Raw genomic sequence first — 25,558 nt, 5'->3', positions numbered from 1 at the left:
TTCCTTTCAGGAATCGGTGGCGCCCCGGGTGAACCGCCGCAGCCGCTCGCACGCGACCAGCTCGCCGGTGCCGTCGAGGTCCACCCGGTAGGTGGCCATCACACTGGTGGAGTCCGGGATCCGGGCCAGCTCGACGACGTCTACGAGCACGGACCAGCCGCCGTCGGCGCGGGTCCGGACGCCGGTCACGGCGTGCGGGGTCAGTCCGGTCACGACGCCGAACAGGGCCCTCGCTTCGCGAATGGCGTCGGCGGCGCGGAGCCGGGAAACGGAATTCTCGGGGGACTCTTGAACATTGTTACTGGGGGCGGGGAACGGTGGTGGCGATTCGGTCATCGCTTTCCTCGTCGCGGGTGGGTGCCCACCGTAGCAACGGCCACAACCATCCGCAGGTGTGCTGCGGGACGCTATTTTTCACCGGTTCGCGGGAACGGATGGGCTCTCCGCGGCAACCCGTCGCGGCAAACGGCGGAACCCGGAACACCCGGCCGCACCAATTTCCCGATTCTCCGCGCGAAGTTACGATCGAGTAACGTCCACGAGCCGGTACCCGACCCCCCGGACCGTCTCGATGGTGCGGGTGCCGAACGGGACGTCGATCTTGCGGCGCAGGTACCCGACGTACACCTCGACGACGTTCTCGTCACCGTCGTAGTGCGCGTCCCAGACGTGGGCGAGGATCTCGTTCTTCGTCAGCGCGGTGCCCGCGCGGCGCAGCAGGAACTCCAGCAGCCCGAACTCCCGCGCGGTCAGCTCGATCCGTTTCTGTCCTCTGTAGACGGTCCGGGCCGAGGGGTCGAGGCGCAGGTCGCCCGCCTCCAGCACGGCGGGGCGGGCCGGGGCGCCGCGGCGCAGCAGCGCCCGCAGCCGGGCGATGAGGACCACGAAGGAGAACGGCTTGGACAGGTAGTCGTCGGCGCCGAGGTCGAACGCGTCGGCCTCGTCGTACTCGCCGTCCTTCGCGGTGAGCATCAGCACCGGCGTCCAGTTCTCCGCCGCCCGCAGGCGTTTGAGGACCTCGTAACCGGACAGCTCGGGCAGCATGATGTCGAGCACCACGACGTCGTGCTCGTGCCCGAGCGCGCGGCGGAGCCCGTCGGCGCCCGTGTGCGCGACGTCGACGGTGAAGCCCTCGGCGACGAGCCCGCGCCGCAGCGTCTCCGCGAACTCGCGCTCGTCCTCCACGATCAGCAGCCGCACTACTCCTCCTTCGCCAGTTCGAAGACCGGCAGCTCCAGCACGAACCGCGCGCCCGGCCCGTCCGACGCGGCGTAGCGCGCCCGGCCGCCGTGCCGAGCCGCGATGCCCGCGACGATCGGCAGGCCGAGCCCGGTGCCGCCGTGCCCGCGCTGGCGCGACGCGTCGAGCCGGACGAACCGCTCGAAGATCCGGTCGCGGTCGGCCTCGCCGACGCCGGGCCCGTCGTCGCTCACCTCGACCACGGCGAGCTCACCGCGCACCGAGCTGGTGACGCTGATGCGCGAACGCGCGTGGCCGCGCGCGTTGTCGACGAGGTTCCGCACCGCCCGCCGCAGCTGGGCCTCGCTGCCGCGAACCTTCGCCGGCCCCGCCCGGACCTCGACCGCCAGCGTGCACTCGCCGCGGACCCGCTCGGCCTCGGCGCGGACGATGTCGTCGAGGTCGACCTCGGTGCGCGCCGGCCGGTCGGTCGTGTCGTCGGTGCGGGCCAGCATCAGCAGGTCGTCGACGAGCTCCCGCAGCCGCGCGGTCTCCCGGCCGATCACCGGCACCAGGTCGCCGGTGCTTTCCGGGTGCCGGCCGGAGACGTCGAGCGCGGTGCTGATCGTCGAGAGCGGCGACCGGAGCTCGTGGCTGGCGTCGGCGACGAACCGGCGTTGCGCCGCCTGCGCCGACGCGAGCCGCCCGAGCATCCCGTTGAGCGTCACGGCCAGGCGGTGCACCTCGTCCCCGCCCGGCGGCAGCGGGACGCGCGCCGCGAGGTCGTGCGTCGAGATCTCCGCGACGGTCCGGCGCATCCGCTCCACCGGCCGCAGCGCCGAGCCGACCGCGCGGTACACCGCGAACCCGGCGATGGCCAGCAGCGGGACGGCGATCAGGCCGAGCAGCAGGGTCAGCCGGGTCGACGCCTCGGTCACCGGCTCCAGCGAGCGCGCGGAGATGACGGTGAACGGCCCGCCCGGCCCGTTCACCTCCTGGGACACCACCCGGTAGTCGTCCCCGTCGCCGTTGAGGCCGAGCGGGAGCGTCTCGACGGTCTCGTGCCCGACGGACGGCTGCGCGGTGGTCAGCGGCGGGTGCCCGACGATGGCCGGGTCGCTCGCGATCGGCACCCGGCGCGCGTTCAGGACCTGGGTGACGGCTTCGGTGTCGCCGGTGCTGGCGACGTCGCTCGCGCTGAGGTCCCGCGCGCCCTCCCGGACGAGCTGGATGGCGACCTGCCGCCCGGTGCCGCGGGCACTCTCGGTGACGCTGCGGTCCAGCGACTCCTCCAGCAGCAGCACCACGACCACCCCGGCGGCGGCGATGGCCAGTGCGAGCGCGAGCACCGCCACCGCGGTGGTGCGCATCCGGACACCGGTCGCGGCGATCACCCTGCCGAGGTTCATCAACGCAGCGTAACCGCGGGTGAGGCCGGCGCGCGGAGCCGGCACGGTCACGTCCATTTTGCCGCCGTCACCGGCGCCGGCGGGTCGCGGTGAGCCGTTCGACGCGCAGGCGGTCGACCTCGGGCAGCTCGAGCGGCGGCAGCGGTACCCCGGCCGCCCAGGTCAGCAGCAGGTCCGCCAGCGCGGGGTTGCGGGCGAGCGTCGGGCCGTGCAGGTAGGTGCCGACGACCTGGCCGGTCACCGCGCCTTCGGTGCCGTCGCCGTTGCCGGTGCCGCGCACGACGTGGCCGAGCGGTTCGCTGCCGGCGCCGAGCTTGCTGACGCCGAGGTGGTTCTCGAACCCGGTGAGCGGGGCGCCGCCGAGCAGGTCCGACGACGTCGCGACCAGCTCGGACACCGCCCGCCGCTCGCCGGGCTCGGTGGTGACGTCGAGCAGGCCGAGGCCGTCGTGGTCGACCCCGTCGAGCCCGCGGAAGCGGGTGCCGAGCACCTGCAGGCCGGCGCAGACGCCGAACACGACAGCCCCGCTCGTCATCGCCCGCCGGTGCTTCCGCAGGTGCGCCGCGGCGAGGGCCTGCGCGCCGTCCTCACCGCCCCCGAGCAGGTAGAGGTCCAGGGTCGACGGCACCGGCTCGCCGAGCCCGACCGGCACGACCTCGGCGTCGAACCCGCGCCAGCGCAGCCGCCGGCAGAGGACCTGAGCGTTGCCGGAGTCGCCGTAGGTGCCGAGCACCTCGGGCAGCAGAAGTCCGATGTGGACGATCGAGTCACGCATCCGGCAGCCGGCCCACCAGGTCGCGGAACGCGGTGTAGTTGGCGACGAGCTCGACGCCGCCGGGCGGCAGCGCGTCGATCGCGGCGACCGGGTCGGGCTCGGCCCAGTGCGCGACCTCGGCGTAGCAGAGCCGCACGGCGAGGTCGGCGCCGCGCTCGCCGGTGACGACGACCTGGCGGCCGCGCAGCCGTTCGAAGTGCACGTCCCAGAGCCAGGACAGGTCGCGGCCATCGGCCTCCTGGGCGTTGACCGCGACGACGACCGGGGTGTCCTCATCCAGCACGCGCAGCGTCTCGGCCCAGCCGGCCGGGTTCTTGGCCAGCATCAGCCGCACGGAGTGCCGCGACCTGCGGATCGTCCGGTAGCGCCCGCCGATGTCGGTGATGGTCCGCAGCCGCGCGGCGGCGGTGTGCGGCGGCACGCCGAGCCGGTGCGCGGCGGCGAGCGCGAACGCGGCGTTCGCCCGGTTCGCGTCGCCGGGCAGCCGCAGGTCCAGGTCGACCTCACGGCCGCCGGGCGTGCCGACGAGGTCGCCGTCCAGGGTCCAGGTGGGTTCGGGCCGGGCGAGACCGCAGGCGCAGCTCCAGTGCTCCTTCTCGTGTTCGATCGGGCCGTCGCAGCGCGGGCAGGCGGTCGAGTCGCCGGTCCACCGCCGGCCGGTGCCGACCCACACCAGCTTCGCCGCCACGCTCGCCGCGGAGGTGACGAGAACGTCGTCAGCATTGGCGACAATCGTGGTTTCGGGATGTTCGGCGATCGCGGCGCGCAGTTCGCGCTCGGTCGAGCGGACCTCGCCGACGCGGTCGAGCTGGTCGCGGCTGAGGTTGAGCAGGACGAGCATCGCGGGTTTCAGCTGGCCGGCGACCCAGCGCAGGTAGGTCTCGTCGACTTCGAGGACGGCATACGGCGCGTCGGGGCGCGCGGCCAGGGCGGCGAGGACGCCGTCGGGCATGTTGGCGCCGTCGCTGTTGGCGGCGACCTCGGCCAGGGCTTCGAGGGCGCGGGTGATCATCAGGGCCGTGGTGGTCTTGCCGTTGGTGCCGGTGACGAGCACCACGGCGCGCTCCCGGCCGAGGCGGCGGAGGGCCTTCGGGTCGAGCGCGAGCGTGACCCGGCCGCCGATGACGCCGCCCCGGCCGAGGCCGGCGCTGCGCGAGAGCCAGGCGGAGAGGCGCCCGGCGGCCACGGACGCGCGGGTACGGAGAGGGCTTCGGACGGTCACGCCCCGACGGTGCCTGCCGGGCGCTGTGATTTTGCTGAGTGCGCGGCCGCCGGACGGTCCGAAAAGGACATGAATGGTGACCGCAAACAATTCACGTTCACGAATGTGACATTCATGGATCTGAACGCCCATCCGTGTCGAAGCTGTCGAACGAGCCTCGTCACGAGTGCACAACCGCCATAGGTAGGGAACTTAACGATCGGAGGTTGTACCAATTAGCGTCCGCAAGTAACCGCATTCTTCTGAAGCGTTTCAAGATCTTCCGCAGATACATCGGAGGTGTTACCGTCCAAGCCCACCCAGCGGAAAGCCTTGCCGCTGAGCGGGAAAACCCGAACGTCCAACGGAGGGCAACGTGGGACCGGAGCGCGGGCTGGAACAGAGCGGCACTCTCGAACGCGGGCTCGCGGTGCTCGAGCACGTGGGTCGGCACCAGGAGATTTCCACCAATGCGATCGCGCGGCAACTGGGGCTTTCCCGCAGCGCCGCCTACCGCATCGTCGGCACGCTGAAGAACCTCGAATACCTCGAAGCCGACCAGGTCACCGGCCGCGTGCGGCTTGGGACGCGGCTGGTCGAGCTCGGCGCCCGCGCGATGGCGGCGACCGACCTGCACCGCTGCGCCCCGCGGTACCTCGCCTCGCTCGCCGAACGCTCCGGCGAGACGACCTACCTGGCCGTGCCGGACAACGACACCATGGTCTACGTCGCCACCGAACGCAGCGCCAGCGCCGTGACGCTCGCCTGCCGCCTCGGCACCCGGCGGCCGCAGCACGCGACGTCGCTCGGGAAGGCGTGGCTCGCCGCGCTGCCGGAGATCGACCGCGCCGAGCGCGTCCGCCGGATGAAGCTGGACTCGCTGACCCTCAAGACGATCATCGACCCGCACCGGCTGCTCGACGAGCTCGCGAAGACGAGCCGGCGCGGCTGGGCGGTCGACGAGGTCGAGAACGAGCCGGACGTCGGGTGCGTCGCCGCCGCCGTCCGCGACCACTCGGGCCGGCCGATCGCCGCCATCAGCATCGCCGGACCGGCCCCGCGGGTGCTGCGCCGGCTCGACGAGCTGGGCGCCTCCGTGGCCGGGACCGCCGCCGCCCTGTCCCTGCGCCTCGGTTACGTGCGGGGCCGGCCGGCCTGACCCCGCTCCCCCCTGCGACCACGGCGAAGGAGCCGAGCGTGACCTGGATCCAGGACTACCAGCCGGCGGGCGGACTGTGGGTCTCCGCGGCGCTCGCCGCGCTCCCGATCATCGTGCTGCTGGTCGCGCTCGGCGTGGTCCGCCTCTCCGCGCACCTCTCGGCGGCGCTCGCGCTGGTCACCGCGCTGGGCGTGGCCCTGCTGCTGTACCGGATGCCGGCCGCGCTGGCGTTCGACTCGGCGGCGATGGGGGTGCTGTTCGGCGTCTGGTCGGTGGCCTGGATCGCCTTCCACGCCGTGTACTTCCACAACGTCACGGTCGCGACCGGCCGGTTCGACAGCATCAAGCGGGTCCTCGCCGGGTTCAGCGAGGACCGGCGGCTGCAGGCGCTGCTCATCGCGTTCGGCTTCGGCGCGCTGCTCGAAGGGGTCGCCGGCGGCGGGTCCCCGATCGCGATCACCGCGGCGATGATGGCCGCGCTCGGCTTCCCGCCGGTCAAGGCCGTGGTGCTGGCGCTGCTGGCGAACACCGCGCCGGTGGCGTTCGGCGGGCTGGGCAACCCGCTGATCGTGCTCGGCCGGCTGACCGCGCCGATCATGCACCTCAAGCCGGACCAGGCGACGGACCTGTTCTCGTCGATGGTCGGCCGTCAGGTGCCGGTGCTCGCGCTGATCATCCCGGCGTTCCTGGTCGTGGTGCTGGCGGGCTGGAAGCGGATGCTCGAGGTGTGGCCGGCGGTGCTGACCGCCGGGCTCGCGTTCGCGGTGATGCAGTTCGTGGTGTCGAACTACATCAGCGCCAGCCTGGTCGACGTCCTCGCCGCGCTCACCGCGATGGCCGCGCTGTGGATCCTGACGCGCTTCTGGCAGCCCGCCTCGGTCTGGCGCTTCGACGGCGAGGAGGCCGTCGCGAAGAGCCTGGGCGCCGCGAAGGCCGAGCGCGGCGCGCTCTACGCGTGGACGCCGTACATCATCCTGATCCTGGCGATCTTCCTGTCGCGGATCGGGACGATCTTCAAGAACCTGCCGGTCTGGCTCGACCTGACGAAGCTGCTGCACCGGGCGGACTGGATCTTCGCCTGGCCGGGGCTGCACAACCACGTCGTCCAGCACCCGCCGATCACGGCGAAGAACGCGCCGTACGCGGCGACGTTCACGGTGGACTTCCTGTTCTCGCCCGGCACGGTCGCGCTGGTCGCGGCGGTGATCGCCGGGTTCGTCATGGGCGGGCGGCCGGGTCTGCTGCTCGCGACGTACCGGAAGACGCTGGTCCAGATGCGCTGGGCGCTGGCCACGATCTTCATGATCCTGGCGATCGCGTTCGTGATGAACTACTCGGGCGCGACGCAGACGCTGGGCCTGGCCCTGGCGACGACGGGCGTGATCTTCCCGCTGTTCTCGGCCTACATCGGCTGGCTGGGCGTGTTCCTGACGGGTTCGGACGCGTCGACGAACAGCCTGTTCGGCCCGATGCAGGTGATTTCGGCCCAGCAGCTGCACATCGACCCGATCCTGGCGGGCGCGACGAACACGTCCGGCGGCGTGATGGGCAAGATGATCTCGCCCCAGAACCTCTCGATCGGCGCGACGGCGATCGGCCAGAGCGGCAAGGAGGGGTCCCTGCTGCGGCAGACGTTCCTCTGGTCGTTGCTGCTGACGGCGGTGGTCGGCGTGATTTCGCTGCTGCAGGCCACGATCCTGACGGCGATGATCCCCTCGCCCTAGGCTGGCGGCATGGCTTCTGACGGGCTTGCCTCCTTCGGCTACGAGCTGGGTCTGCTGAAACGCGTCCGCCGGTCGGGCTGGTGGCACGCGGGCGTCCGCGACCCGGAGTCGGTCGGCGAGCACAGCCTGCGCGCCGCCCAGCTGGCGGCGCTGATCGCGGCGGAGGAGGGGGCGTCGCCGGAGCGGGCGGCGTTCCTGGCGGTCTGGCACGACACACAGGAGACACGAACGGGCGACCTCCCGCTGACGGCGGTGGACTACCTGGAGAAGCCGTCCCCGCGAGCCATCACGGCGGACCAGACGGCTGCGCTGCCGCCGCGCTCGCAGTCGGTGGTGCGGTCGGCCGTGGACGAGTACGAGAGCCGCGTTTCGGCCGAGGCGTTGTGCGCGAAGGACGCGGACAAGCTGGAGATGTTGTTGCAGGCGTTGGAGTATCGCGACGTCGGGGTGCAGCGGGTCGACGAGTGGATCGAGTCGGCGCGGAAGGGGTTGACGACGGAGACGGCCCGGAAGATCGCGGAAGCGGCGTTGACGCTGTCACCGCTGTCCTGGCGGGATCGCTAACGGCCCACCGCGGTCGCGCGGTCCAGCAGCAGCGCCCGCTCCCGCGCGTTCTCCGTCATCTCGGCCGCGCGGCGGAACTCCTTCTCCGCCTCCTCCAGCCGTCCCAGCTTCTGCAGCAGGTCGCCGCGGACGCTGGGCAGCAGGTGGTAGTCCTTGAGCGCCGGCTCGTCCGCCACCGCGTCGACCACCGCCAGGCCGGCCTCGGGGCCGTACGCCATCGCCACCGCCACCCCGCGGTTCAGCTCGATCACCGGGGACGGCTGGAGCTGGCCGAGTCCCTCGTACAGGGCCGCGATGCGGCCCCAGTCCGTCTCGTCCGCCGTGCGGGCGCGGGCGTGGCAGGCCGCGATCGCCGCCTGGGCCGAGTACGGGCCGTACGCCCCCTCCGCGATCTGCTCCGACAGGGCCAGTGCCGCCAGGCCGTGCTGGATCAGCAGGCGGTCCCAGCGGGCGCGGTCCTGGTCGAGCAGCAGCACCGGCTCGCCGTTCGGGCCGGTGCGGGCCTTCGCCCGGGACGCCTGCAGCTCCATCAGCGCGACCAGGCCGTGGATCTCGGACTCACTCGGCATCAGCGCGGCGAGGACACGGCCGAGGCGCATCGCCTCGTCGCAGATCGCCGGGCGCATCCAGTCGTCGCCGCGGGTCGCCGAATACCCCTCGTTGAACACCAGGTAGATGACCTCGAGCACGGACGAAAGCCGCGCGACGCGCTCGTCGCCCTCCGGGACCTCGAACGGCACCTTCGCCGCCGCCAGCGCCTTTTTCGCCCGCACGATCCGCTGCGCGATCGTCGACTCGCGCACCAGGAACGCGCGGGCGATCTCGTCGGTCGTCAGGCCGCCGAGCATCCGCAACGTCAGCGCGACACGGGCCTGCGTGTTCAGCACCGGGTGGCAGGCGACGAACAGCAGGCGCAGCAGGTCGTCCTCGATGTGGTCGTCGAGGGCCGCGTCGAAGTCCGGCAGCACGCCGTCGCCGAGCTGCTGGTCGCGGCCGACCTCTTCGAGCTTCTCCGCGTACCGCTCGTTGCGGCGGAACTGGTCGACCGCGCGGCGCTTCGCGATGGTCATCAGCCACGCGCCGGGGTTGCGCGGCACGCCGGACTCCGGCCACTGCTCCAGCGCCGCGACCAGCGCGTCCTGCGCCAGTTCCTCGGCGAGACCGACGTCGCCACGGGCCATCCGGGCCAGGCCCGCGATGAGCCGCGGCGACTCGATCCGCCACACCGTCTCGACCGTGCTCCGGGTGTCCGCTACCGTCACCCGGCCATTCGACAGGGTGATCGGCCGCGGTGCAACCCACTACCCGGCGATGGCCCGGATCTCCACCGTGCCGCCCTTGGCCTCCGGGTTCGGCGCCTGCTTCATCAGCGCGACGACGTCCTCGAGCGAATCACCGTTCAGGAGGCCCTCGTCGAGCAGCCGCGCGTTGAAGCGCATCAGGCGTCCCCGGCAGCCTGCGCGCGCAGCCGTCCTTCCAGCTCGGCGACCTCGGGCGTCATGTTCTCGAAGTCGGACGCCTCGGCGACGCGCCGGATCTCGACCTCGCCGTGCTCGCCCTCGGGGTTCGGCATCCGCTTGATCCACTCGACGCACTCGTCGCGGTCGCGGCACTGGAGGATCCAGAACCCGCCGACGAGCTCCTTCGACTCGGTGAACGGCCCGTCGACGACCTTGGGCTCTTCCTTGCCGTCGAAGACGACCCGGGCGCCTTCCGCGCTCGGCGCGAGGCCCTCGCCGGCGAGCATGATGCCGGCCTTGACCATTTCTTCGTTGAACTTCCCCATCTCGGCGAGCAGCTCGGCGCTGGGGGCCTTGCTGTCGGTGTGCTCGTTCGTCTTGACGATCACCATGAAGCGCATCGCGGAGTCCCTTCGTTCGGTCTTGCCCACGCGTCGAACGGCCGTGCCCCGGATCGACAGCGTCCGCCAAAAAACTTTCGCGCGGGAAAACTAGCAGCTCAGGGTCGGTCCGGGTGGGCAAATCGGACAGGGGAGAATCAACGGCCGTGGCGGTTCTCCCCGACGACCTCTCCTCCGCGCTCGACGACGAGCTGGCCAGGCACCCCGTGCCGAGGCTGACGCAGTCCGTCGACCGGCTCAGCACGCGCTACCGCCAGGGTGACGCGGCGACTTCACCCATCCTCAGTTCCGAAGCCGACGTCGCCGCGTACGCGGGCTATCGGATGCCCGCCACCTACGCGGCCGTACACGCTGTGCTCGCCGAAGCCGCTTCGCGCGCGCCCGGCTTCGAACCGCGTACGCAGGTCGACGTCGGCGGAGGCACGGGCGCCGCGGTCTGGGCGGCCGCGGCCGTCTGGCCGTCGCTGGCGAAGTGCACGGTGCTCGAGCAGGTCGCCGGCGCGATCGGGCTCGGCAAGCGGCTCGCCGCCGGGGCGTCGCTGCCCGCGGTCCGCGGTGCGGAGTGGCGACGCGGGTTTGTCGACCCGGCGGCGCCCGCCCCGGAGGCGGACCTCGTGACGCTGTCGTACGTCCTCGGCGAGCTGCCGGAGGCGACGCGCGCCGACGTCGTGCGGTGGCTGGCCGCGAAGGCCGGGGCCGTCGCGCTGATCGAGCCGGGCACCCCCGCGGGGTACGAGCGGATCCGCGCCGTGCGGGCGCAGCTGGTCGACGAGGGTCTGCACGTCGTCGCGCCCTGCCCGCACGACGCCGCGTGCCCGATCGTGCCGGGCGAGGACTGGTGCCACTTCGCCGCGCGGCTCCCGCGGTCGGGCCTGCACCGCCGGCTGAAGGCGGGCACGCTGGGGTTCGAGGACGAGAAGTTCGCGTACGTCGTCGCGGCGCGCTTCACACCGGAGCGCCCGGACGCGCGGATCATCCGGCACCCGAAGAAGCACAAGGGCTGGGTGGCCCTCGACCTGTGCACCCCGGACGGCTTGAAGCCGGGCGTCGCGGTGTCGAAGAAGCAGGGCCCGCGCTACCGAGCCGCCCGCGACGCCGAGTGGGGCGACGGCTGGTCGGCGAACTAGGGCATCCGCACGGTCCGCAGGAACGCCGGCAGCAACCACGGCCGCGGCCCGCCGATCCGCACTCCACCGCTCAACACCGCCCGCACCCGGGAGATCCGGCCGAACATCATCGGCACCAGCACCGCCGGGTCGAACCGCAACCGGACGTCCGCCGTGCCGTCCGGTTCCTCGAAACGCAGCTCGCCGTGTTGCAGCGCCAGTACTCCCGGGCGAGTGTGCGCCGAGCGGAACTCGACCGCGATCCGTCGGGGTGACAGTGTTGCGTCCTCGAGGAGGCGGCCCATGTCGTTGCGCACCATGCCGAACAGGAACAGCTCCAGGAACAACGCCTCGTGCGCCGCGGGGATCGGCCACTGCCGCCCCGCCGCACGCGCGATGTCGAGGCCGTGGATCAGCATCTCGTTGACCAGGTGCGCGAGCACGCCCGCGACCGGCACGCGCGAGCTGCCCAGCCACCACACCGGCTTCTCCGGGTCCAGGTCCGCGCTCACCATCAGCACTTCGGCGATGTCCGCGCGCAGCCGCTCGGCCAGCCGCACCGGGTCGCGCTCCGGGTAGAGCTCGAGCGCGAGGGCATTCATGTCGGAGATCGTGTCGACGCTGGCCGCGCCGATCGGGTCCTTCAGGCCCGGCAGCGGGAGCGGGCCGCCGTCGCCGCGGATCATCGCCGTGTACATCAGCGCGATCATCCCCACGTGGGACGCCGTTTCGGCGACCGACCACTCGCCGAGCGAGCGCGCGTGCGCGCCCGGCACGCCGGCCACCAGGTCCGCGAACCGGCCACCGACCTCCGGCAGCGCGGCGCGCACGGCTTGCCACTTTTCGCCCGTCACAGCTTCCGACGGTAAGGGGGTGACGCGCCGGGCGGATCTTCCAAGGTGCGCAGGTATCTTCGCCGCATGGCCCGGTTCCTGCCCCGGTCGACCCGGGTGCGGGTCGCCTTCTTCGCCGCTCTCGCGTCGGCGCTCGTGCTCGGCCTGGGTTCGTTCTGGTTCGTGAACGCGCTGAGAAGCGGCCTCGAAACCTCCGCGAACCAGCTCGCCAGCGAGAAGGCCCGCGCGATCGGGTCCCTGCTCGACGCCGGGGTCAAGCCGGTCGAGGTCGCCCGGCAGCTCGACTACGCCGGGTACTGGATCAGGCGTGACAAGTCGGGCGACACCGGCTGCCCGGACGAGCCGGGGAACACCGGCACGACCGTCGGCCAGGCACGGGTCTACGGACCGGACTGCGTCCTGGGGTGGCCCTTCGGCGGGGACAACACCGTGGTGTCGCAGACCGGGACGACCGACCAGCAGCACTTCGTCCAGGCGTCGGTGCCGCTCGACCCCATCGGCCTCCAGACCGTCGAAACCGCCCAGCGGATCCTCTGGGGCGGCGTGCCCGCGGCCGCGCTGCTGATCGGCGCGGTCGCCTGGTTCGCCGTCCGGCGGTCGCTGCGGGCGGTGGGCGCGATCCGCGCCGAGGTCGACGGCGTGCGCGCGGGTGACCTCGGCCGGCGCGTCCCGGTGCCGGACTCCGGGGACGAGATCACCCAGCTCGCCGTGACGATGAACGAGATGCTGGCCCGGCTCGACCGGGCGGTGCAGCGGCAGAGCCGGTTCACCGCGGACGCGTCGCACGAGCTGCGGACGCCGCTGGCGTCGATGCGCACGCAGCTGGAGGTGCAGCTCGCCCACCCGGACCGGCTCGACTGGCGCCGCAGCTACCGCAACGCCGTCCTCGACGTCACGCGGATGGAAGCGCTGGCCGGTGACCTGCTGCTGCTCAGCAAGCTCGACACGGACCAGCCGGCCGGCACCGCGCCGGTCGCGCTGGCGGACCTGGTTTCCGAACACGTCGCCGAGCGGCTCCCGCGGGACGGCGTCGAAATCACGACGCACATCGAGGCGATGCCGGTGGTGCGCGGCCACGCGGGACGGCTGGAGCGCGTGCTGCGCAACCTCGTCGACAACGCCGAGCGGCACACGAAGAGCCGCGTGACGATCACGCTCACCGCGTTCGACAGCCAGGCTGTGCTGACGGTCGAGGACGACGGTCCCGGCATTCCCGCCGAAGACCGCGAGCGCGTCTTCGACCGGTTCGTGCGGCTCGACGAAGACCGCGCCCGCGAAGACGACGGCGGCTCCGGGCTCGGCCTCGCGATCGCCGCCGAGATCGCACGGACGCACGGCGGCACCCTGCGGGTCACCGACAGCACGTCCGGCGCGCGCTTGGAGCTCCGCCTGCCGCTCGCCTGAAGACTTCTTCAGCTTGCTTAAGCTCCGGTTCAGCGTGGCCACCCGAGCATCCGGCCATGCTGATCGATCTCGCGCCGGCTCCGGCGCGCACGCGCGAAAGCCGCGCGGTCCCCTACGTCGTCGCTTCGGTCGCCTTCGCCGGGTACGCGGCTTGGTCGCTGCAGCGGCTGCGGACGTTCGACGCGAGCGGGTTCGACCTGGGGATCTTCGAGCAGGCCGTGCGGTCCTACGCGCACGGGCACTGGCCGGTGTCGGACCTGCTCGGCCCGGGCGCGCCGACGCTCGGTGACCACTTCCACCCGATCCTGGCGCTGCTGGCGCCGTTCTACCTGCTCTGGCCGGGGCCGGGGTGCCTGCTGGTCGCGCAGGCTTTTCTGTTCGCGCTCTCCGCCGTGCCCGTGATGCGCTGCGCGTCGCGGGTGCTGGGCGCGCGCCCGGGTGCGGTGGTGGGCGCGGGGTACGTGCTGTCGTGGGGGCTGCTGTCCGCGGTGAACTTCGACTTCCACGAGGTCTGCTTCGCCGTGCCGATGGTGGCGTTCGCCGCGGAGCACCTGCTGCGCGGACGGTGGCGGGCCGCCGTCTGGTGCGCGCTGCCGCTGGTGCTGGTCAAGGAGGACCTGCCGCTGACGCTCGCCGCGGTGGGCGTGGTGCTGGTCCTGAACAAGCAGCGACGGCTCGGCTGGGCGGTCGTCGTCTTCGGCGTGGCTTCGTCGATCCTGCTGGTGACGGTGGTGCTGCCGGCGCTGAATCCCGCGGGCGCGTACGCGCACAGCGGCGGCTTGAACCCTTTCGGCGGGTCGATCGTCAAGGTCTCGATGCTGCTGGCGCTGGTCGCGCCGACGGCGTTCGCGGCCGTGCGCTCACCGGTGCTTTTGCTGGCGGTGCCGACCCTGCTGTGGCGGCTGGTGTCGGCGAACGACCGCTACTGGGGCCTGGGCTACCACTACAGCGCGGTCCTGATGCCGATCGTGTTCCTCGCGGCGGCGGACGGCGTCCGCCGCTTCGACCGGCGGTGGCTCTTGCCGGTGTTCGCGCTGGTCGCGGGGCTGGGCTCGCTGGCGCTGCAGGCGGCGCACCTGACGAGCGGAGTCTGGACGCCGTCGCAGCGGGACGGCGTCAGCGCGGTGCTGTCCCGCATCCCGGACGGCGCGACGGTCCTGGCGTCCAACCGCCTGGCCCCGCGGCTGACGTCCCGCTGCACGGTGCTGTTCTTCGACGGAGTGTCAGCGGAGCGGCCGGAGTGGGTGGTGGTCGCGAAGCCGGAGCAGTCCTGGCCGACCACGCTGGAGACGAAGGCTTTTGCACTCGGTGAGCTGCGGAGCACGGGATACGTGAGCGTCGCGGAGACGGACGCTGTGGTGCTGCTCCACCGTGCGTAGAGAAATCGCAGCGGTAACCGGCCAGTCGGGGGGCGTGCCGGCCGGTTACCGCCGCACCGAGAAAGAGGGAGCCCCACGCCCAGAATGACGCGCGGCCCCCCGCTTCACCCGATCGAGTGACGCCCAGGCTCAGGCCGGGTCGGCCAGGATGCCGTTCACGTAGGAGCCCGGGTGGGTTGCCGCGTCCTGGCGGAGGACCGGGAGGTCCGCCGGCCAGCTCGCCTCCAGCGGGGTCCGCTGCCCCGGCGGGATCGTCACCAGCTTCTTCGGGGTCCACGTCGGCTCACCGGCGGCCGGCTTCACGACCGTGATCGTCGCCGACGCCGTTGTCCCTGCCGTCACCTCGTTGTACTTCACGCCGTTGTCGACGCGCGGCAGGTGGTACACCGGGCCGAATGTCGCGTCGTCCGGGCCGACCAGGTCGACGCCCGGGACGCCGTACAGGCCGCACGTGTGGTCCGTCGTGTTGCGGTAGGTCAGCGGGATGTCGTACTGGCCCGGCGCGTCGTTCTTCTCGGCCGGCTTGCCCAGCAGGACCTCCAGGTCCGCCGTGGTGCAGCGCGGCGTCGCGGTCGACGCCGGCGCGACCCCGCCCCCGGAAGCCCCCTGAGCAGCGGCCGGAGCCGGAGCAGCCGGAGCCGGAGCGGCAGGAGCAGCCGCCGAAGTGCCACAAGCGGCCAACGCGAACGCCCCCGCCGCCGTGCCGATCCCGATCAAGATGCGCTTCATGGTGGTTCCCCTCCCGAAGATCAGTTGCTGACCGGCGTGACCTGGACGGCCGCGCCCTTCACGAGCGCCCCCGCCGGCCACGCGACGCTCACCGGCTGGCCGAACGGCCCGGTCGGCAGGTCGAACGTGACGAAGTCCGCCGCGACCCCCGCCTCGGCCGAACGCTGCACGATCCGCGACTCCGCCGGGTGGCCGGCACGCAGGTTCACCGGGAGGGCCTGGCTGCCGTCCGCGGTGGTGGTCACCGGGAGCCGCTGCCCGCCGGCGAGGAAGCTCAACGCCGTCGGCGTGCCTTCGAGCTTGCAGTTCGTGGTCGGCGACGTCGCGGTGTAGGTGAGGACGTAGGCCTCGTGCCCGGCGGCGTTCGACGGGTCCGGCGTGACCGACACGTGGACGTCCGAGGCGCCGCACGGGGTGTCGCTCGGCATGGCGTTCGCGGCCCCTCCGGCCAGGAACAGCCCACCGGCCGCCAGGCCCCCGACGATCAGCGCGGTAGCGGTTCGCTTCATGGTGATCCTCCCTCGTTCCGTGATCAACTGGACTCACTGGGAAAGATGCCCACGGACCCCTCGGGGATGCGCCGGGATGGGGTCGATCACCCGAAAGCAACCCACCGCCGCGCCGGACGTCAAGACAATTGTCAACTACGGCCGAAGCAGACGAACGGCATCAGCGGTTCCGCCTGTGCCGCGTCGGCCAGCGCCCGCGCCGGCGGAGTGCCCGTCGACAGGGCCCGGTGGTAGGCCAGCATCACGCCGCCCGCGGTGCGGTCGTCGACCCGCGCCACGCTCGAAACCACCGTGCGGCTCCCGCCGTAGAGCAGCGCCGCGGTGAACCCGAGGACCTCGTCACCCGCGCGGACCACCGTCTGGCCGACGTCGCACGAAGACAGCACGACCTGTTCCGGCGCCGTCGAAAGCTGCTGGACGTCGTAGGCCATCAGCGGCCCGTCGGCCAGGTTGAGCCGCGAGAACAGCACGTTCTCCTGCTCGTGGTGGCCGTGCGCGGCGAAGTGCGCCAGCCGGCAGCCGTCGAACGCCTTGAGCGTCGCCGTGACCGTCGCGTCCGGCCCGGTCAGCACCTCCGCCTCCGGGTACAACGGCTTCAGCAGCGCGATCTCCGCTTCCGCGTGGGTCAGGTCGGAGCCCGCGACGAGCAGCGGCGCCCCGGCGGCCTGGCGCGGACGGCGGCCCGCGTCGAGCCAGGCCGACGACGACGGCGTGACCGTCACCGGGCGGCCGTGCAACGTCGGCAGCAGCCCCCACGGGATCGCCGAAAGCGCGCCGGTCGGCACCACGACGACGTCGAGGTCGCCGAGCCGGGACGCCAAGGGCGCCAGCAGGATCGAGTCCAGCGCGGTGACCTGGGTGCGCACCGAGCGGCGGATGACCCGGTCCAGCTGCGGCGGGAGCTGCCGCCCGCACAACGCGTCGAGGTCGCTGTGCAGCCGCGCGACCGGCTCGACGACGGCCGAAGCCGGGCCGAGCTCGATCAGCGCGACCCGATGGTCGGCGATCACCTGCGCGCACAACGCGCCGTGGTCGGCGAGGAAGCACACCATCGCGCTGCCGGTGGCCGCGAGCTCGTCGCCGATCTCGCCGAGCTTGGCCTCCGGGTGGTCGACTTCGGCGCCTTCGGCCTGCCAGCCCTTGGCGCGGATCTCCCGTTCCAGCGCGGCACACCGCTTCACGGCCTGGCTGTCCGGCTTCCCGGACAGCTCGCCCGCGCGGATCTGCATCGACAGGAACCGCAGCTCGGCGACGGCGTCGACGGTCTGCGGGTGCGCGGGCGGGCGCACCGGCCGGAACCGGAACGCCTGCGCGCGCGAGCGGTCGAGCCAGCGGAACACCACGCCGGGTGAACGCTGGGCGAGCGCCGCGGCGAGTCCGGCGTCCGCGAGCTCCTTGCCCAGCGACGTCGTCCCGGTCTGCAGGTCGACACTGCCGAACCGGCTGCGGTGCCGCTGCAGCTGGGTCAGACCGGCCCGCGCGTTCGCGAACGTGATACGCCGGTTGCCGCCGGCCGCGCCGAGCTCGGCCAGGGCCAGCCGCCGGAAGAGGCGGTTCTCCAGCGGCGCGGTCCGCCGGTCGCGCGGGGCGATCGCGGCGCGGGCGCCGTCGAGGTCACCCCGGGCGATCCGGGCCCGGGCCGCCAGCAGCGCGGCGATTTCGGCGTCGTTGCGCAGGCCCAGCCCGGTCAGCCGGTCCGCCAGCGCGGTCGCCTCCGCGACGACGCGCGCGACCCGGCGTCCGGTCGCGAAGTCCGCGCGCAGCACGGTCAGCTGCGCGACCGCGGCCCAGGTTTCGTTGCCCCGGCGGCGAAACCGCCGTTCGGCCCGCACGGCCCAGCTGCGCGCGGTGGCCGGGGCGCCGCTCGCCAGCGCGGCCAGCGCGCGGGTCAGCTCGGCCTCGCCGTGCTCCTGGTTCATCCGCAGCCGCGGGAACTGCTCGAGCGCCGCGTCCAGCTCGGCGGCGGCCTCGTTCGGCAGCCCGGCGGCGAGCAGCGCCCGGGCCTTGTCGACGGCCAGCACCGGCAGCATCCCGACGCTCTGTTCGGCGTAGAACCCGCTCGCCGCGTCGAAGTCGCGCAGCGCGCCCGGGATGTCACCGGTCAGCACGCGCGCCTGGCCGCGGCCGTGCGCCGCCTTCGCGAAGATCCGCGCCAGGCCCTCTTCCGACGCCTGCCCGGCGCTGATCTGCTCGCACTGGTCGAGGTCGGCGAGCGCGAGCCGGACACGTCCGGCGTACTGGTGCAGCATCGCGCGGTTGAGCAGGGTCCGGGCGAGCACGACGAACTCGCCGGCCTGCCGCAGCAGCGGGATCGCCTCGTCGAAGCACGTCAGCGCCTCGTCCATCCGGCCGATCAGGATGAAGACGAGACCCCGTTGCTGGCGCAGGATCCCGCGCCCGGCGTCCGACACGAGGACGTCGGCCTCGTCGAGCAGCGCGAGCCCGCGGGTGCTGTTGCCCAGCGCGGTTTCGACGGCCGCGTACGTGCCGAGCACGCGCGTCGCGAGGTCGGGCCAGGCGGGCCACTCCGGCGGCGGCGCGGTCGCGGGCAGGCCGAGCAGGCGCGCGGCGGAGCGGATCAAGCGGCCGCCGACCACCGGCTGGCCGTTGTTCGTCGCCGCGACCGCACGTCTGTGCAGGTCGCGCACCCGGTCTTCGACGCCCTGCCCAGACGCGACCACGGGCTGCCCTTCCGGCCGGGACCGTCCCCCTCGGCCGAGAAGGGCGGGTCACAACTCGATGGCCGGCGTGCTCACCGTCCTCGACCGCCCGAGCGTCCGGACCAGGACCTGCACCATCCCGTGCGGCACACCGCTGACGGCGAACCGGCCTTCGGCGTCGGAGTCCGTCGTCAGCGGCCCGTTCACGGTGCGGACCTCGATGGGGTGCTCGGCGGGCGGGGTGAGCCAGCCGTCCAGCCGGATCGTACCCCCGGATTCGGGGCTCACATTCACCATGATGGTCAGGCTTTCGCTGTCAAAAGTGATGAGCCTGCCCTGTTCGGCAGCACTTCTTGCGGCAGTCAGCCCCTCCTGTTCCCGAATCCGCATCACTTCGAGGTCGACGTCCTCCAGCTGGATCGCGAACCGGATCTGCTCCACCAGCGTGTCGGGCATCGGGTCGGCGTCTTCCCACAGTTCGCGCAGCCCGGCCAGCAGCCGGAAGTCGAGCGCGTCCAACGGCTCGTTCGCGCCGGGTGGTTCGACGGTGGTCACAGCCAATCTCCTTCGCCGTTGGCGAGTAGCTGCTCGCGCAGGCGCGCGAGGCAACGTCCCCTGGTCGGGCCGATACTCCCCCTCGGCATTCCCAGCCGGGCGCCCACTTCGGCGTAGTCCGGCCGGTGCACGAACGCCACGATCCGCAGCAGGCTGCGGCAGCGTTCGGGCAGGTTGTCGACCGCGCGCCACAACCGCGCGCGCTGGTCGTCGCGCAGCACCCCCTCCTCGGGTGCCGGTGACGCTTCGGACAGCCGCTCCGGCAGTTCCGGCAGCGGCCGTTCGACCTGGCGTTTTTCCCCAGCCCGCCAGGCTTCCCGTTTGGTCACGGTGATCAGCCAGCCGGTGAGCGCGACCGGCGAGCGGATCTCCGTGAACGCGCCGAGCAGCCGCAGCCACGTCGTCTGCACGACGTCGGCCGCCTGGTCGGCGTCCAGCCCCTGGTCCCGCGCGACCTGCCAGAGCAGCGGCGTGAGCAGGGCGACGAGGTCGTTCAGCGCCGCGCGGTCGCCCTCCCGCGCGGCGTCGAACAGGGCGGCGACGCGCCCGTGGTCGGTCTTGGCCACTTTCACAGCGAACCGAGCGCGGCCCAAGCTCGTTTGACGACGGTGTCGCGGTCGACCGTCGCCAGCTCGGAGCCGAAGGGGAACAAGGCCTTGGCGATTTCGGCGGCGGCGAGCGGCGCGGCGAACGACGTGCCGTCCCAGACCGCGAAGCCGGCGCTGTAGTCGTCCGGGTCGAACGAGTTCCGGCCCTGGTCGGGCACTTCGTGGTCGGCGGCCGCGGTGCCGCGGACGTCGGTCGGGTAGGTGCTGACGACCCCGGCGCCGGTCGCCCAGCAGCGCACCCACGGGCCTTCGTTGGAGAAGAGCGCCTTGCTCGCGGAGACGTCGGGGTTCAGCGCGCCGACACTGATCACCTGCGGGCCGCAGCCGCTGGCGAGCGGCTGGTCGGCGAAGGCCGCCGGGTAGAAGCGGCGGGTGGTGGCGTCGTTGCCCGCGGCGGCGACCACGAGCACCCCGAGGCCGAGCAGCTCGGCGATGGCCGCGCCGAACTGGCCGGTGTAGGCGATGTCGGCGGCGTTCTCCTCGTAGTAGCCCAGCGACAGCGAAACGATGTCGACCATGTTCTCGGGCCGGTTGTTCGCCTGCGCGTCCCGCACGCGGTCGGCGAGCAGGTGCAGCGCGAGCAGCACGTCGGCTTCGTACGCGACGCCGTCGCTGTGCACGACGCGGATCGCGAGCGTGTCGGCTTCGGGGCAGGCCTGCCGGACGATGCCGGCGATGAACAGGCCGTGCCCGGTGTCGGTGTCGATGTCGCCGATCAGCGGCTGGCCGGTGGTCGGCGCGTCCCAGTAGTCGCTCAGCAGCTGGGTCGGCAGGGTGCTGCCGGAGTCGAGCTCGGCCTGCAGGATCGCCGCCTGGATGTCCGGCGCGACGGTGAGCCCGACGCCGGCGGGCGGCGGGCCGCTGCGGTCGGCGAGGCCGAACCACGGGTGCGGGCCGATGCCGGTGTCCAGCACGGCGACGACCGGCCGCCGGTGCCCGGGCTTCTCGCTGCGGAACGGCGGGTCGGCGGCCAGCGTGACCGGGATCCGGTTGGCGCCGCGCGTGCGCCCGTACGAGCTGCCGGCGCCGAACCCGCTGGTCTCCCAGGGTGTCCCGCCGAGGCCACTGGTCTCCCACGGCACCCCGCCGAACACCGGCGTGCTGAACAGCAGATGCTCGACGGAGACCTGGGCGGCGATCTTGGGGTCGAGCTCGGGCTTCTCACCCGAAGCAGCGGACCTCAGCAGCTGCAGCGCCTTCCAGCAGTCGACGACGACCGGGTCGGAGTCCTCGCGGACGTGCAGCAGCGCCCGCACGGGCAGGTCGTCGAGCTGCCGGGCGCGCTCGGTTTCCTTGCCGTCGCCGCGGCCGGCCGGCGCGGCGTAGATGCCGATGCGCGCCAGGACGCGGTTGATCGCGGCGAGCGTCTCCTGGTCACGCACGAACCGGTTCGGCATGAGGAACACGCCCGGCCGGTAGACGGTCGTGCGCGGCACCGGCTGCCCGGCGGCGACCACCGCCGTGGCCGGGTCGAGCACCCGCGCGCCGTGCCGGTCGAGCAGCTGCCGGGGCGGGGTCGGCAGCTCGTTGAGCGTGCTCGTGTCCTCCGAAGAGGCTCCAGCCACTTCCGTGGTCTCGTCCCGCACGAACCTGACGACCATCGGGTCCACCCTCCTGCTGCCTCGGCCCTCGCACTGATCACGTGGCACCCGGAAAAGACCGGTGAGCCGCCACTGGAATACGACATCGAAGTCACGAACGCATAACTAAGACGGCAAACGGGTGAAGACGTATCTGACATGCCCGCCTCACCCACTTGGCCCTCCGGAAGTCACGCAGCCACCAGGGAGATCACATGGTTCCGCTCGGGTCGGGCGCGCAGGAAGCAGGCCGGCCCGCGCCGGTCCGGGGGCCGGGCGGCGCCTTCACGCCGGAGCCGGCCACCGGCGGTGGCGGGTTCACGGTGCCGCTCGACCTGCCGCCCGGGCCCGGCGGCATCGCGCCGGCGCTCGTGCTGCGGTACGCCACCGGCGCGCCGAACGGGCTCTTCGGCGCCGGCTTCTCGGTGCCGCTGCCGCACGTCCGGCCGCACGACGGCCGCGCGCGGGCCAGTGCCGCGGGCCGGCTGTTCCGCCGGGGTGACGGCTACCTGCTCACCACCCGGTCGGGCGTCCGGCACTTCCTCGCCCCCGAAGAGGGCGGCGGGTCGGCCTGGAACCTCCAGCGGACCGAGGACGCGCTGGGCAACACGGCGGCGTTCACCTGGGCGCACCACAGCGGCCAGGCGTACCTCGCCCGCGTGGCCTACGGACCGTACGAAGTGGACTTCTCCTACGAGCCGCGGCCGGACGTGCTGCGCTGGGGCCGTGGCGGCGCCCTCGTCACGACGGCGTTGCGCTGCGCCCGGATCGACCTGCGGGTGCCGGGGGACGCGCGGCCGCTCGTCAAGCGGTGGTCCCTCGGGTACGACACCGACGAGGTGACCGGCGCGTCCATGCTGACGTCCGTGGCGCTGACCGGGTTCGACGCGCGTGGCGCCGAAGCGGCCGCGCCCGTGCTGCGGCTGGCCTACACCCGGGCGGAACCGCAGCCGGCGCGGCGGGTTCAGCTCGCCACGCGGGCCCGGGCCGGGGGCGGCGCCGACCAGGGTGTCCTGCTGCTCGACGCCGAGGAGTCGATGCCGTACGTCTCGCTCGAACCGGGTGACACCCCGCGCGCCGGGCGGCTGAGCGGGATCGACAACGGCATCGGGCTGCGCACCGAGATCGAGTACACGACCGTCGAGGCGGTTCCGGTGGTCCGGCGCGTCTCGCTGCTGGAGTCGGCCACCGGCCAGGCCGGCGTGACCGAGTTCGAGTACGACGAAGCCCGCTTCACCCCGGGTTTCACCGGGTTCGGCCGGGTGGTCCAGGACGAGCTCGGGGACGGGCACGTCCCGACGCTGCGGACCCTCCGCTGGTTCGGCGCCGACGGCTTCCTCGAGAAGGAGGAGACGTACGGCCTCGACGGCTCGCCGGAGGCGGACCGCCCGTACCGTCGGGTCGAACGCGCACACCGTCCTCAGTGGACTCGAACGGTGACGACGGAGTTCGAGCGCCGGGAAGCGCCGGTTTCGGTCACCACGACCGAGACCGCCCTCGACACCACCGGGAACCCCGTCCGGGAGGTGGAAACGACCGAGCGGCCCGGCCGTGAGCCGGTGGTGCGGGAGACGCGCACGACGTACACGACCGATCCCGAGCACCGCTTCATCGCGCTTCCCGCCCGGGTTCGCGAGCTGGACGGCGCCGGGAAAGTCTTGTCCGACAAGCTGTTCCGGTACGACGAGCGACCGGACGGCACGGCCGGCACCCGCGGCGTGCTCACCGCGCAGGAGGAGCTGGTGCTCACCGACGCGCTGGTCGCCGAGGTCTACGGGCTGGTCCCGCCGGACTTCCGCCACCACGGTTACCACCGCCGTCCCGGCGAGGACGGCTGGTGGGTCACGACGTTCCACGGGCGGTTCGACACCGTCACCGGCCTGCGCACAACGACGACCGGGCCGGACGGGCAGTCCCGCGAGGTGCGGTATTCGGAAGACCGCTGCTTCCCCGAGGTCGTCACGGATTCGCTCGGGAACGTGACGGCCACCCGCTACGACGTCCGCACGGCGCGGGTGTGCGAGGTGACCGACCCGGCGGGCGCGGTGACAACGGTGACCCACGATCCCTTGGGGCGGCCCGAAACCGTCGTACGGCCGGGCGACTCGGCGGAGCTGCCGACCGTCCGGTACCGCTACGACCTCAGCGGGCCGGTGCGGGTGACGACCGAGCAGCGGGCGGTGTCCGGCGAGGCGGAGGTGCTGGTGACGTCGGAGCTGCGGGACGGCGCGGGCCGGCTGCTGCAGCGCCGGCACGCCGAGCTGCTCGGCGACGTCGTCGACGAGCACCACGAGTACAACGCGCGCGGCCTGGTGTGCCGGACGAGCCGGGCGTTCCGCGACGGCGAGCCGCGGCCACCCGCGACGGAGTTCCGCCACGACGCGCTCGGCCGGCCGCTCACCGCGCCGGACGTCCGGGAAGCTGCTCCGCACGGCACGCGCGACCTGCTCGGGCGGAAGCTGCGCGGCGCGGACGGGGTGGTGCACGTCCGGGACGCGGCCGGGAACGCGGTGGAGTCGCGGTCCACGGGCGGGCGCACGGTGTACCGGGTTCACGACGCGGGCGGGCGGCTGGTGGCGGTGCGGGTCGACGACCCGGGCGGCGCCCCGGTCACGACGTTCACCTACCACGACGGCGCGCTCCCGGTGCCGCTCGGCGCGGGGCCGCACAGCTGCGGGCGGCTGGTGCGCGTCACCGACGAATCGGGGGTGACGCTGTTCGGGTACGACGCGCTCGGCCACCCCGCCGAGCGGCGCTGGCGGCCCGCGCACGTCGCCGTCGAGTATCGGCTGGACGTCGTGCGCCGGGCCGACGGAAGGCTGTCGGAGGTGGTGTACCCCGACGCCGGCGACGGGCGGCTGACCGTGCGTCACCAGTACGACGAGGTCGGCCGGCTGGTCAGCGTGCCGGGGTTCATCGACTCGGTGCACTACGACCTGCGCGGCCGGCGCACGGCGGTGCACTACGCGAACGGCATCAGCGAGCTGTTCGCGGCGGGCCGGCACGTGGTCGCCGGCCCGGACGGGCTGCTGCACGACATCGCGCCGGGCGTGGCCGAAGTCCCGGAAACGCCGTCGGGCAGCGAAATCCGCGACGCGTTCGGCCGCCTGCGCGGCGTCCACGGCGACGACGGGGTCAACGCGCTGTACGGCTACGACCACACCGGCCGCCGCGTCCGCACCCTGGTCACCAACGGCACGCGCATCCACGAAGTCCTGAGCCCGGACGAGCTCTACGCGATCGAGGACAGCGAGCTGGTGGTCACGGTGGCGGGCACGGTCCGCCAGTACGCCGACGGCCGCCGCCGCTACCAGCACTTCGACGACCAGGACCGGGTCGCCCTGGTAACCGACGAGCGCGGCGCGGTCGTGCGGGCTTAGTCGAGCACCGCCAGGTCCAGCCGGCTGAGGCGGTCGGGGTCGGCGAGGATGTCGATCTCCACGATCCGGCCGCCGGCCACCGTGAAGCCCAGCAACGAGAACGGGCGGCCGTCGCGGGTCGCCACCACGCCCGCCGCGCCGTTGACCAGGGCTCGGTGGACCACTCCGCCGCCCGCGCCGAGCCGGGAGAACGTCAGGGCCTGGTTCGCGACCTGCGCCGCGCCGCGGACCTCGACCGAGCCGCCCGTCGCGCCGCGGTCGGCGCGCAGCACGACCTCCGGGTCGAGGACCGTCACCAGCGCGTCGAAGTCACCGCCGCGCGCTGCGGCCAGGAAGGCGTCGACGACTTCGCGTTGCCGCGCGAGGTCGGGGTCCGGCGCGACCGGCGCGCCCTGGACACGCCGCCGGGCGCGGCTCGCCAACTGGCGGGTCGCGGCTTCGGAGCGGCCGACGATCGGCGCGATCTCCTCGAACGGCATCGCGAACATGTCCCGCAGCACGAACGCCAGCCGCTCGGCCGGGGTCAGCGTCTCCAGCACGACCAGCAGCGCGAGCCCGACCGAGTCTGCGATCAGCGCTTCGTGCTCGGGGCCGGCGTCGTCCCGGCTGATGACCGGGTCGGGGACGAACCCGTCCAGCGGCTCTTCGCGCCGCGCCTTGCGCGAGCGCAGCATGTCGAGGCAGACGCGGCCGACGACCGTGGTGAGCCAGCCGCCGAGGTTCTCGACGGCGGCGGAGTCGCTCCGGCTCAGCCGCAGCCACGCCTCCTGCACGGCGTCCTCCGCCTCGGTCAGCGACCCCAGCATCCGGTAGGCGACGGACCGCAGGTGGTCACGATGGGTCTCGAAGCGGTGCGCCAGGTCGTCCACGGGGTTTCCGTCCTTCGTTCGTGTTCGGTCATCACCTTGACGGATCGCTCAAC

23 protein-coding genes are annotated in these 25,558 nt (G+C 72.9%); 7 read left to right on the top strand and 16 right to left on the bottom strand.

The window, feature by feature from the left end:
• Nucleotides 1-6: 6 nt before the first annotated feature.
• From ACZ63J_RS24375 to ACZ63J_RS24355, 5 genes are all read right to left on the bottom strand, one after another.
• The gene (locus ACZ63J_RS24375; RefSeq protein ID WP_465405325.1) at nt 7-336 is read right to left on the bottom strand and encodes a gas vesicle protein GvpO; all 330 of its coding nucleotides are present in this window, start codon (nt 334-336) and stop codon (nt 7-9) included.
• Between the two features lie 183 nt (nt 337-519).
• Nucleotides 520-1,200, bottom strand: a complete 681-nt coding sequence (locus ACZ63J_RS24370; protein ID WP_465334258.1) for a response regulator transcription factor — start codon at nt 1,198-1,200, stop codon at nt 520-522.
• Nucleotides 1,200-2,588: a sensor histidine kinase gene (locus tag ACZ63J_RS24365; protein ID WP_465405323.1), complete on the bottom strand. Its 1,389-nt coding sequence runs from the start codon at nt 2,586-2,588 to the stop codon at nt 1,200-1,202. The genes ACZ63J_RS24370 and ACZ63J_RS24365 overlap by 1 nt, the downstream gene beginning before the upstream one ends.
• Nucleotides 2,589-2,655: 67 nt before the next feature.
• Nucleotides 2,656-3,363, bottom strand: a complete 708-nt coding sequence (locus ACZ63J_RS24360) for a type 1 glutamine amidotransferase (protein ID WP_465405321.1) — start codon at nt 3,361-3,363, stop codon at nt 2,656-2,658.
• The gene (locus ACZ63J_RS24355) at nt 3,356-4,549 is read right to left on the bottom strand and encodes a MurT ligase domain-containing protein (RefSeq protein WP_465405453.1); all 1,194 of its coding nucleotides are present in this window, start codon (nt 4,547-4,549) and stop codon (nt 3,356-3,358) included. Before ACZ63J_RS24355 ends, ACZ63J_RS24360 begins: the two co-directional genes overlap by 8 nt.
• A gap of 391 nt (nt 4,550-4,940) precedes the next feature.
• On the opposite strand from ACZ63J_RS24355, the gene ACZ63J_RS24350 reads away from it, so the two are divergent.
• Genes ACZ63J_RS24350 through ACZ63J_RS24340 form a run of 3 tightly spaced genes read left to right on the top strand, consistent with a single transcriptional unit; the run spans nt 4,941 to nt 8,011 of the window.
• A complete protein-coding gene (locus tag ACZ63J_RS24350) occupies nt 4,941-5,723 on the top strand; it encodes an IclR family transcriptional regulator (protein WP_465301603.1) in 783 nt (260 codons plus the stop codon).
• A 38-nt stretch (nt 5,724-5,761) separates the two neighbouring features.
• Complete coding sequence (locus ACZ63J_RS24345) at nt 5,762-7,447, top strand: L-lactate permease (RefSeq protein WP_465405319.1); 1,686 nt, start codon at nt 5,762-5,764, stop codon at nt 7,445-7,447.
• Nucleotides 7,448-7,456: 9 nt separating this feature from the next.
• On the top strand, nt 7,457-8,011 hold the full coding sequence (locus ACZ63J_RS24340; RefSeq protein ID WP_465301599.1) for an HD domain-containing protein: 555 nt from the start codon (nt 7,457-7,459) through the stop codon (nt 8,009-8,011).
• Here the strand turns inward: ACZ63J_RS24340 and ACZ63J_RS24335 are convergent.
• The 3 genes from ACZ63J_RS24335 to ACZ63J_RS24325 are packed head-to-tail and all read right to left on the bottom strand — an operon-like array spanning nt 8,008 to nt 9,872.
• Nucleotides 8,008-9,273 carry an RNA polymerase sigma factor gene (locus tag ACZ63J_RS24335; protein ID WP_465405317.1) on the bottom strand — a complete coding sequence of 422 codons (1,266 nt, stop codon included), beginning with the start codon at nt 9,271-9,273 and terminating at the stop codon, nt 8,008-8,010. The two genes, ACZ63J_RS24340 and ACZ63J_RS24335, sit on opposite strands and share 4 nt — an antisense overlap.
• A 39-nt stretch (nt 9,274-9,312) precedes the next feature.
• Entirely contained in the window at nt 9,313-9,450 is a 138-nt protein-coding gene (locus tag ACZ63J_RS24330; protein ID WP_465405315.1) for a hypothetical protein, read from the bottom strand.
• On the bottom strand, nt 9,450-9,872 hold the full coding sequence (locus ACZ63J_RS24325) for a YciI family protein (protein ID WP_465334246.1): 423 nt from the start codon (nt 9,870-9,872) through the stop codon (nt 9,450-9,452). The genes ACZ63J_RS24330 and ACZ63J_RS24325 overlap by 1 nt, the downstream gene beginning before the upstream one ends.
• Before the next feature lie 146 nt (nt 9,873-10,018).
• Between ACZ63J_RS24325 and ACZ63J_RS24320 the strand changes: the two genes are divergently transcribed.
• Nucleotides 10,019-10,999, top strand: a complete 981-nt coding sequence (locus ACZ63J_RS24320; RefSeq protein WP_465405313.1) for a small ribosomal subunit Rsm22 family protein — start codon at nt 10,019-10,021, stop codon at nt 10,997-10,999.
• Here ACZ63J_RS24320 and ACZ63J_RS24315 read toward each other — a convergent pair.
• Complete coding sequence (locus tag ACZ63J_RS24315; protein WP_465405311.1) at nt 10,996-11,832, bottom strand: maleylpyruvate isomerase family mycothiol-dependent enzyme; 837 nt, start codon at nt 11,830-11,832, stop codon at nt 10,996-10,998. The two genes, ACZ63J_RS24320 and ACZ63J_RS24315, sit on opposite strands and share 4 nt — an antisense overlap.
• 66 nt (nt 11,833-11,898) lie before the next feature.
• Here ACZ63J_RS24315 and ACZ63J_RS24310 point away from each other — a divergent pair, with 66 nt between their 5' ends.
• Together ACZ63J_RS24310 and ACZ63J_RS24305 are read left to right on the top strand one after the other, a co-directional pair.
• Nucleotides 11,899-13,236 (top strand): sensor histidine kinase, encoded by a 1,338-nt coding sequence (locus ACZ63J_RS24310; protein WP_465405309.1) that lies wholly within the window; start codon nt 11,899-11,901, stop codon nt 13,234-13,236.
• 56 nt (nt 13,237-13,292) lie between these two features.
• Nucleotides 13,293-14,615: a DUF2079 domain-containing protein gene (locus ACZ63J_RS24305; RefSeq protein ID WP_465405307.1), complete on the top strand. Its 1,323-nt coding sequence runs from the start codon at nt 13,293-13,295 to the stop codon at nt 14,613-14,615.
• A 129-nt stretch (nt 14,616-14,744) separates the two neighbouring features.
• Here ACZ63J_RS24305 and ACZ63J_RS24300 read toward each other — a convergent pair whose 3' ends face one another.
• The 6 genes from ACZ63J_RS24300 to ACZ63J_RS24275 all read right to left on the bottom strand — a co-directional run bounded on the left by ACZ63J_RS24300 (nt 14,745) and on the right by ACZ63J_RS24275 (nt 21,277).
• On the bottom strand, nt 14,745-15,344 hold the full coding sequence (locus ACZ63J_RS24300; protein WP_465334238.1) for a DUF4232 domain-containing protein: 600 nt from the start codon (nt 15,342-15,344) through the stop codon (nt 14,745-14,747).
• A 20-nt stretch (nt 15,345-15,364) separates the two neighbouring features.
• Nucleotides 15,365-15,853 (bottom strand): DUF4232 domain-containing protein, encoded by a 489-nt coding sequence (locus ACZ63J_RS24295; RefSeq protein WP_465405305.1) that lies wholly within the window; start codon nt 15,851-15,853, stop codon nt 15,365-15,367.
• A 131-nt stretch (nt 15,854-15,984) separates the two neighbouring features.
• Complete coding sequence (locus ACZ63J_RS24290) at nt 15,985-18,534, bottom strand: CHAT domain-containing protein (RefSeq protein ID WP_465405303.1); 2,550 nt, start codon at nt 18,532-18,534, stop codon at nt 15,985-15,987.
• A 48-nt stretch (nt 18,535-18,582) separates the two neighbouring features.
• The gene (locus ACZ63J_RS24285; protein ID WP_465405301.1) at nt 18,583-19,068 is read right to left on the bottom strand and encodes a hypothetical protein; all 486 of its coding nucleotides are present in this window, start codon (nt 19,066-19,068) and stop codon (nt 18,583-18,585) included.
• A complete protein-coding gene (locus ACZ63J_RS24280) occupies nt 19,065-19,640 on the bottom strand; it encodes an RNA polymerase sigma factor (RefSeq protein WP_465301579.1) in 576 nt (191 codons plus the stop codon). Before ACZ63J_RS24280 ends, ACZ63J_RS24285 begins: the two co-directional genes overlap by 4 nt.
• Nucleotides 19,637-21,277: a S8 family serine peptidase gene (locus ACZ63J_RS24275; RefSeq protein ID WP_465405300.1), complete on the bottom strand. Its 1,641-nt coding sequence runs from the start codon at nt 21,275-21,277 to the stop codon at nt 19,637-19,639. Before ACZ63J_RS24275 ends, ACZ63J_RS24280 begins: the two co-directional genes overlap by 4 nt.
• A 194-nt stretch (nt 21,278-21,471) precedes the next feature.
• On the opposite strand from ACZ63J_RS24275, the gene ACZ63J_RS24270 reads away from it, so the two are divergent.
• Nucleotides 21,472-24,636 carry an RHS repeat domain-containing protein gene (locus ACZ63J_RS24270; protein ID WP_465405299.1) on the top strand — a complete coding sequence of 1,055 codons (3,165 nt, stop codon included), beginning with the start codon at nt 21,472-21,474 and terminating at the stop codon, nt 24,634-24,636.
• On the opposite strand, the gene sigJ is transcribed toward ACZ63J_RS24270, so the two are convergent.
• Nucleotides 24,633-25,505 carry an RNA polymerase sigma factor SigJ gene (gene sigJ, locus ACZ63J_RS24265; protein ID WP_465405298.1) on the bottom strand — a complete coding sequence of 291 codons (873 nt, stop codon included), beginning with the start codon at nt 25,503-25,505 and terminating at the stop codon, nt 24,633-24,635. The two genes, ACZ63J_RS24270 and sigJ, sit on opposite strands and share 4 nt — an antisense overlap.
• Nucleotides 25,506-25,558: the final 53 nt, after the last annotated feature.

It is taken from the genome of Amycolatopsis sp. NPDC104863, from assembly GCF_055582965.1.
The sequence above is the reverse complement of the archived record's forward strand: the minus strand, read 5'-3'. Positions and strand labels throughout refer to the sequence as shown.

Excerpts from the sequence above, each read along its gene's own strand:
- ACZ63J_RS24340 (WP_465301599.1), top strand. The coding sequence starts at position 7,457 with ATGGCTTCTGACGGGCTTGCCTCCTTCGGCTACGAGCTGGGTCTGCTG.
- ACZ63J_RS24365 (WP_465405323.1), bottom strand. The coding sequence starts at position 2,588 with ATGAACCTCGGCAGGGTGATCGCCGCGACCGGTGTCCGGATGCGCACC.
- ACZ63J_RS24295 (WP_465405305.1), bottom strand. The coding sequence starts at position 15,853 with ATGAAGCGAACCGCTACCGCGCTGATCGTCGGGGGCCTGGCGGCCGGT.
- ACZ63J_RS24360 (WP_465405321.1), bottom strand. The coding sequence starts at position 3,363 with ATGCGTGACTCGATCGTCCACATCGGACTTCTGCTGCCCGAGGTGCTC.
- ACZ63J_RS24305 (WP_465405307.1), top strand. The coding sequence starts at position 13,293 with ATGCTGATCGATCTCGCGCCGGCTCCGGCGCGCACGCGCGAAAGCCGC.
- ACZ63J_RS24310 (WP_465405309.1), top strand. The coding sequence starts at position 11,899 with ATGGCCCGGTTCCTGCCCCGGTCGACCCGGGTGCGGGTCGCCTTCTTC.
- ACZ63J_RS24270 (WP_465405299.1), top strand. The coding sequence starts at position 21,472 with ATGGTTCCGCTCGGGTCGGGCGCGCAGGAAGCAGGCCGGCCCGCGCCG.
- ACZ63J_RS24375 (WP_465405325.1), bottom strand. The coding sequence starts at position 336 with ATGACCGAATCGCCACCACCGTTCCCCGCCCCCAGTAACAATGTTCAA.
- ACZ63J_RS24325 (WP_465334246.1), bottom strand. The coding sequence starts at position 9,872 with ATGCGCTTCATGGTGATCGTCAAGACGAACGAGCACACCGACAGCAAG.
- ACZ63J_RS24300 (WP_465334238.1), bottom strand. The coding sequence starts at position 15,344 with ATGAAGCGCATCTTGATCGGGATCGGCACGGCGGCGGGGGCGTTCGCG.
- ACZ63J_RS24330 (WP_465405315.1), bottom strand. The coding sequence starts at position 9,450 with ATGCGCTTCAACGCGCGGCTGCTCGACGAGGGCCTCCTGAACGGTGAT.
- ACZ63J_RS24275 (WP_465405300.1), bottom strand. The coding sequence starts at position 21,277 with ATGGTCGTCAGGTTCGTGCGGGACGAGACCACGGAAGTGGCTGGAGCC.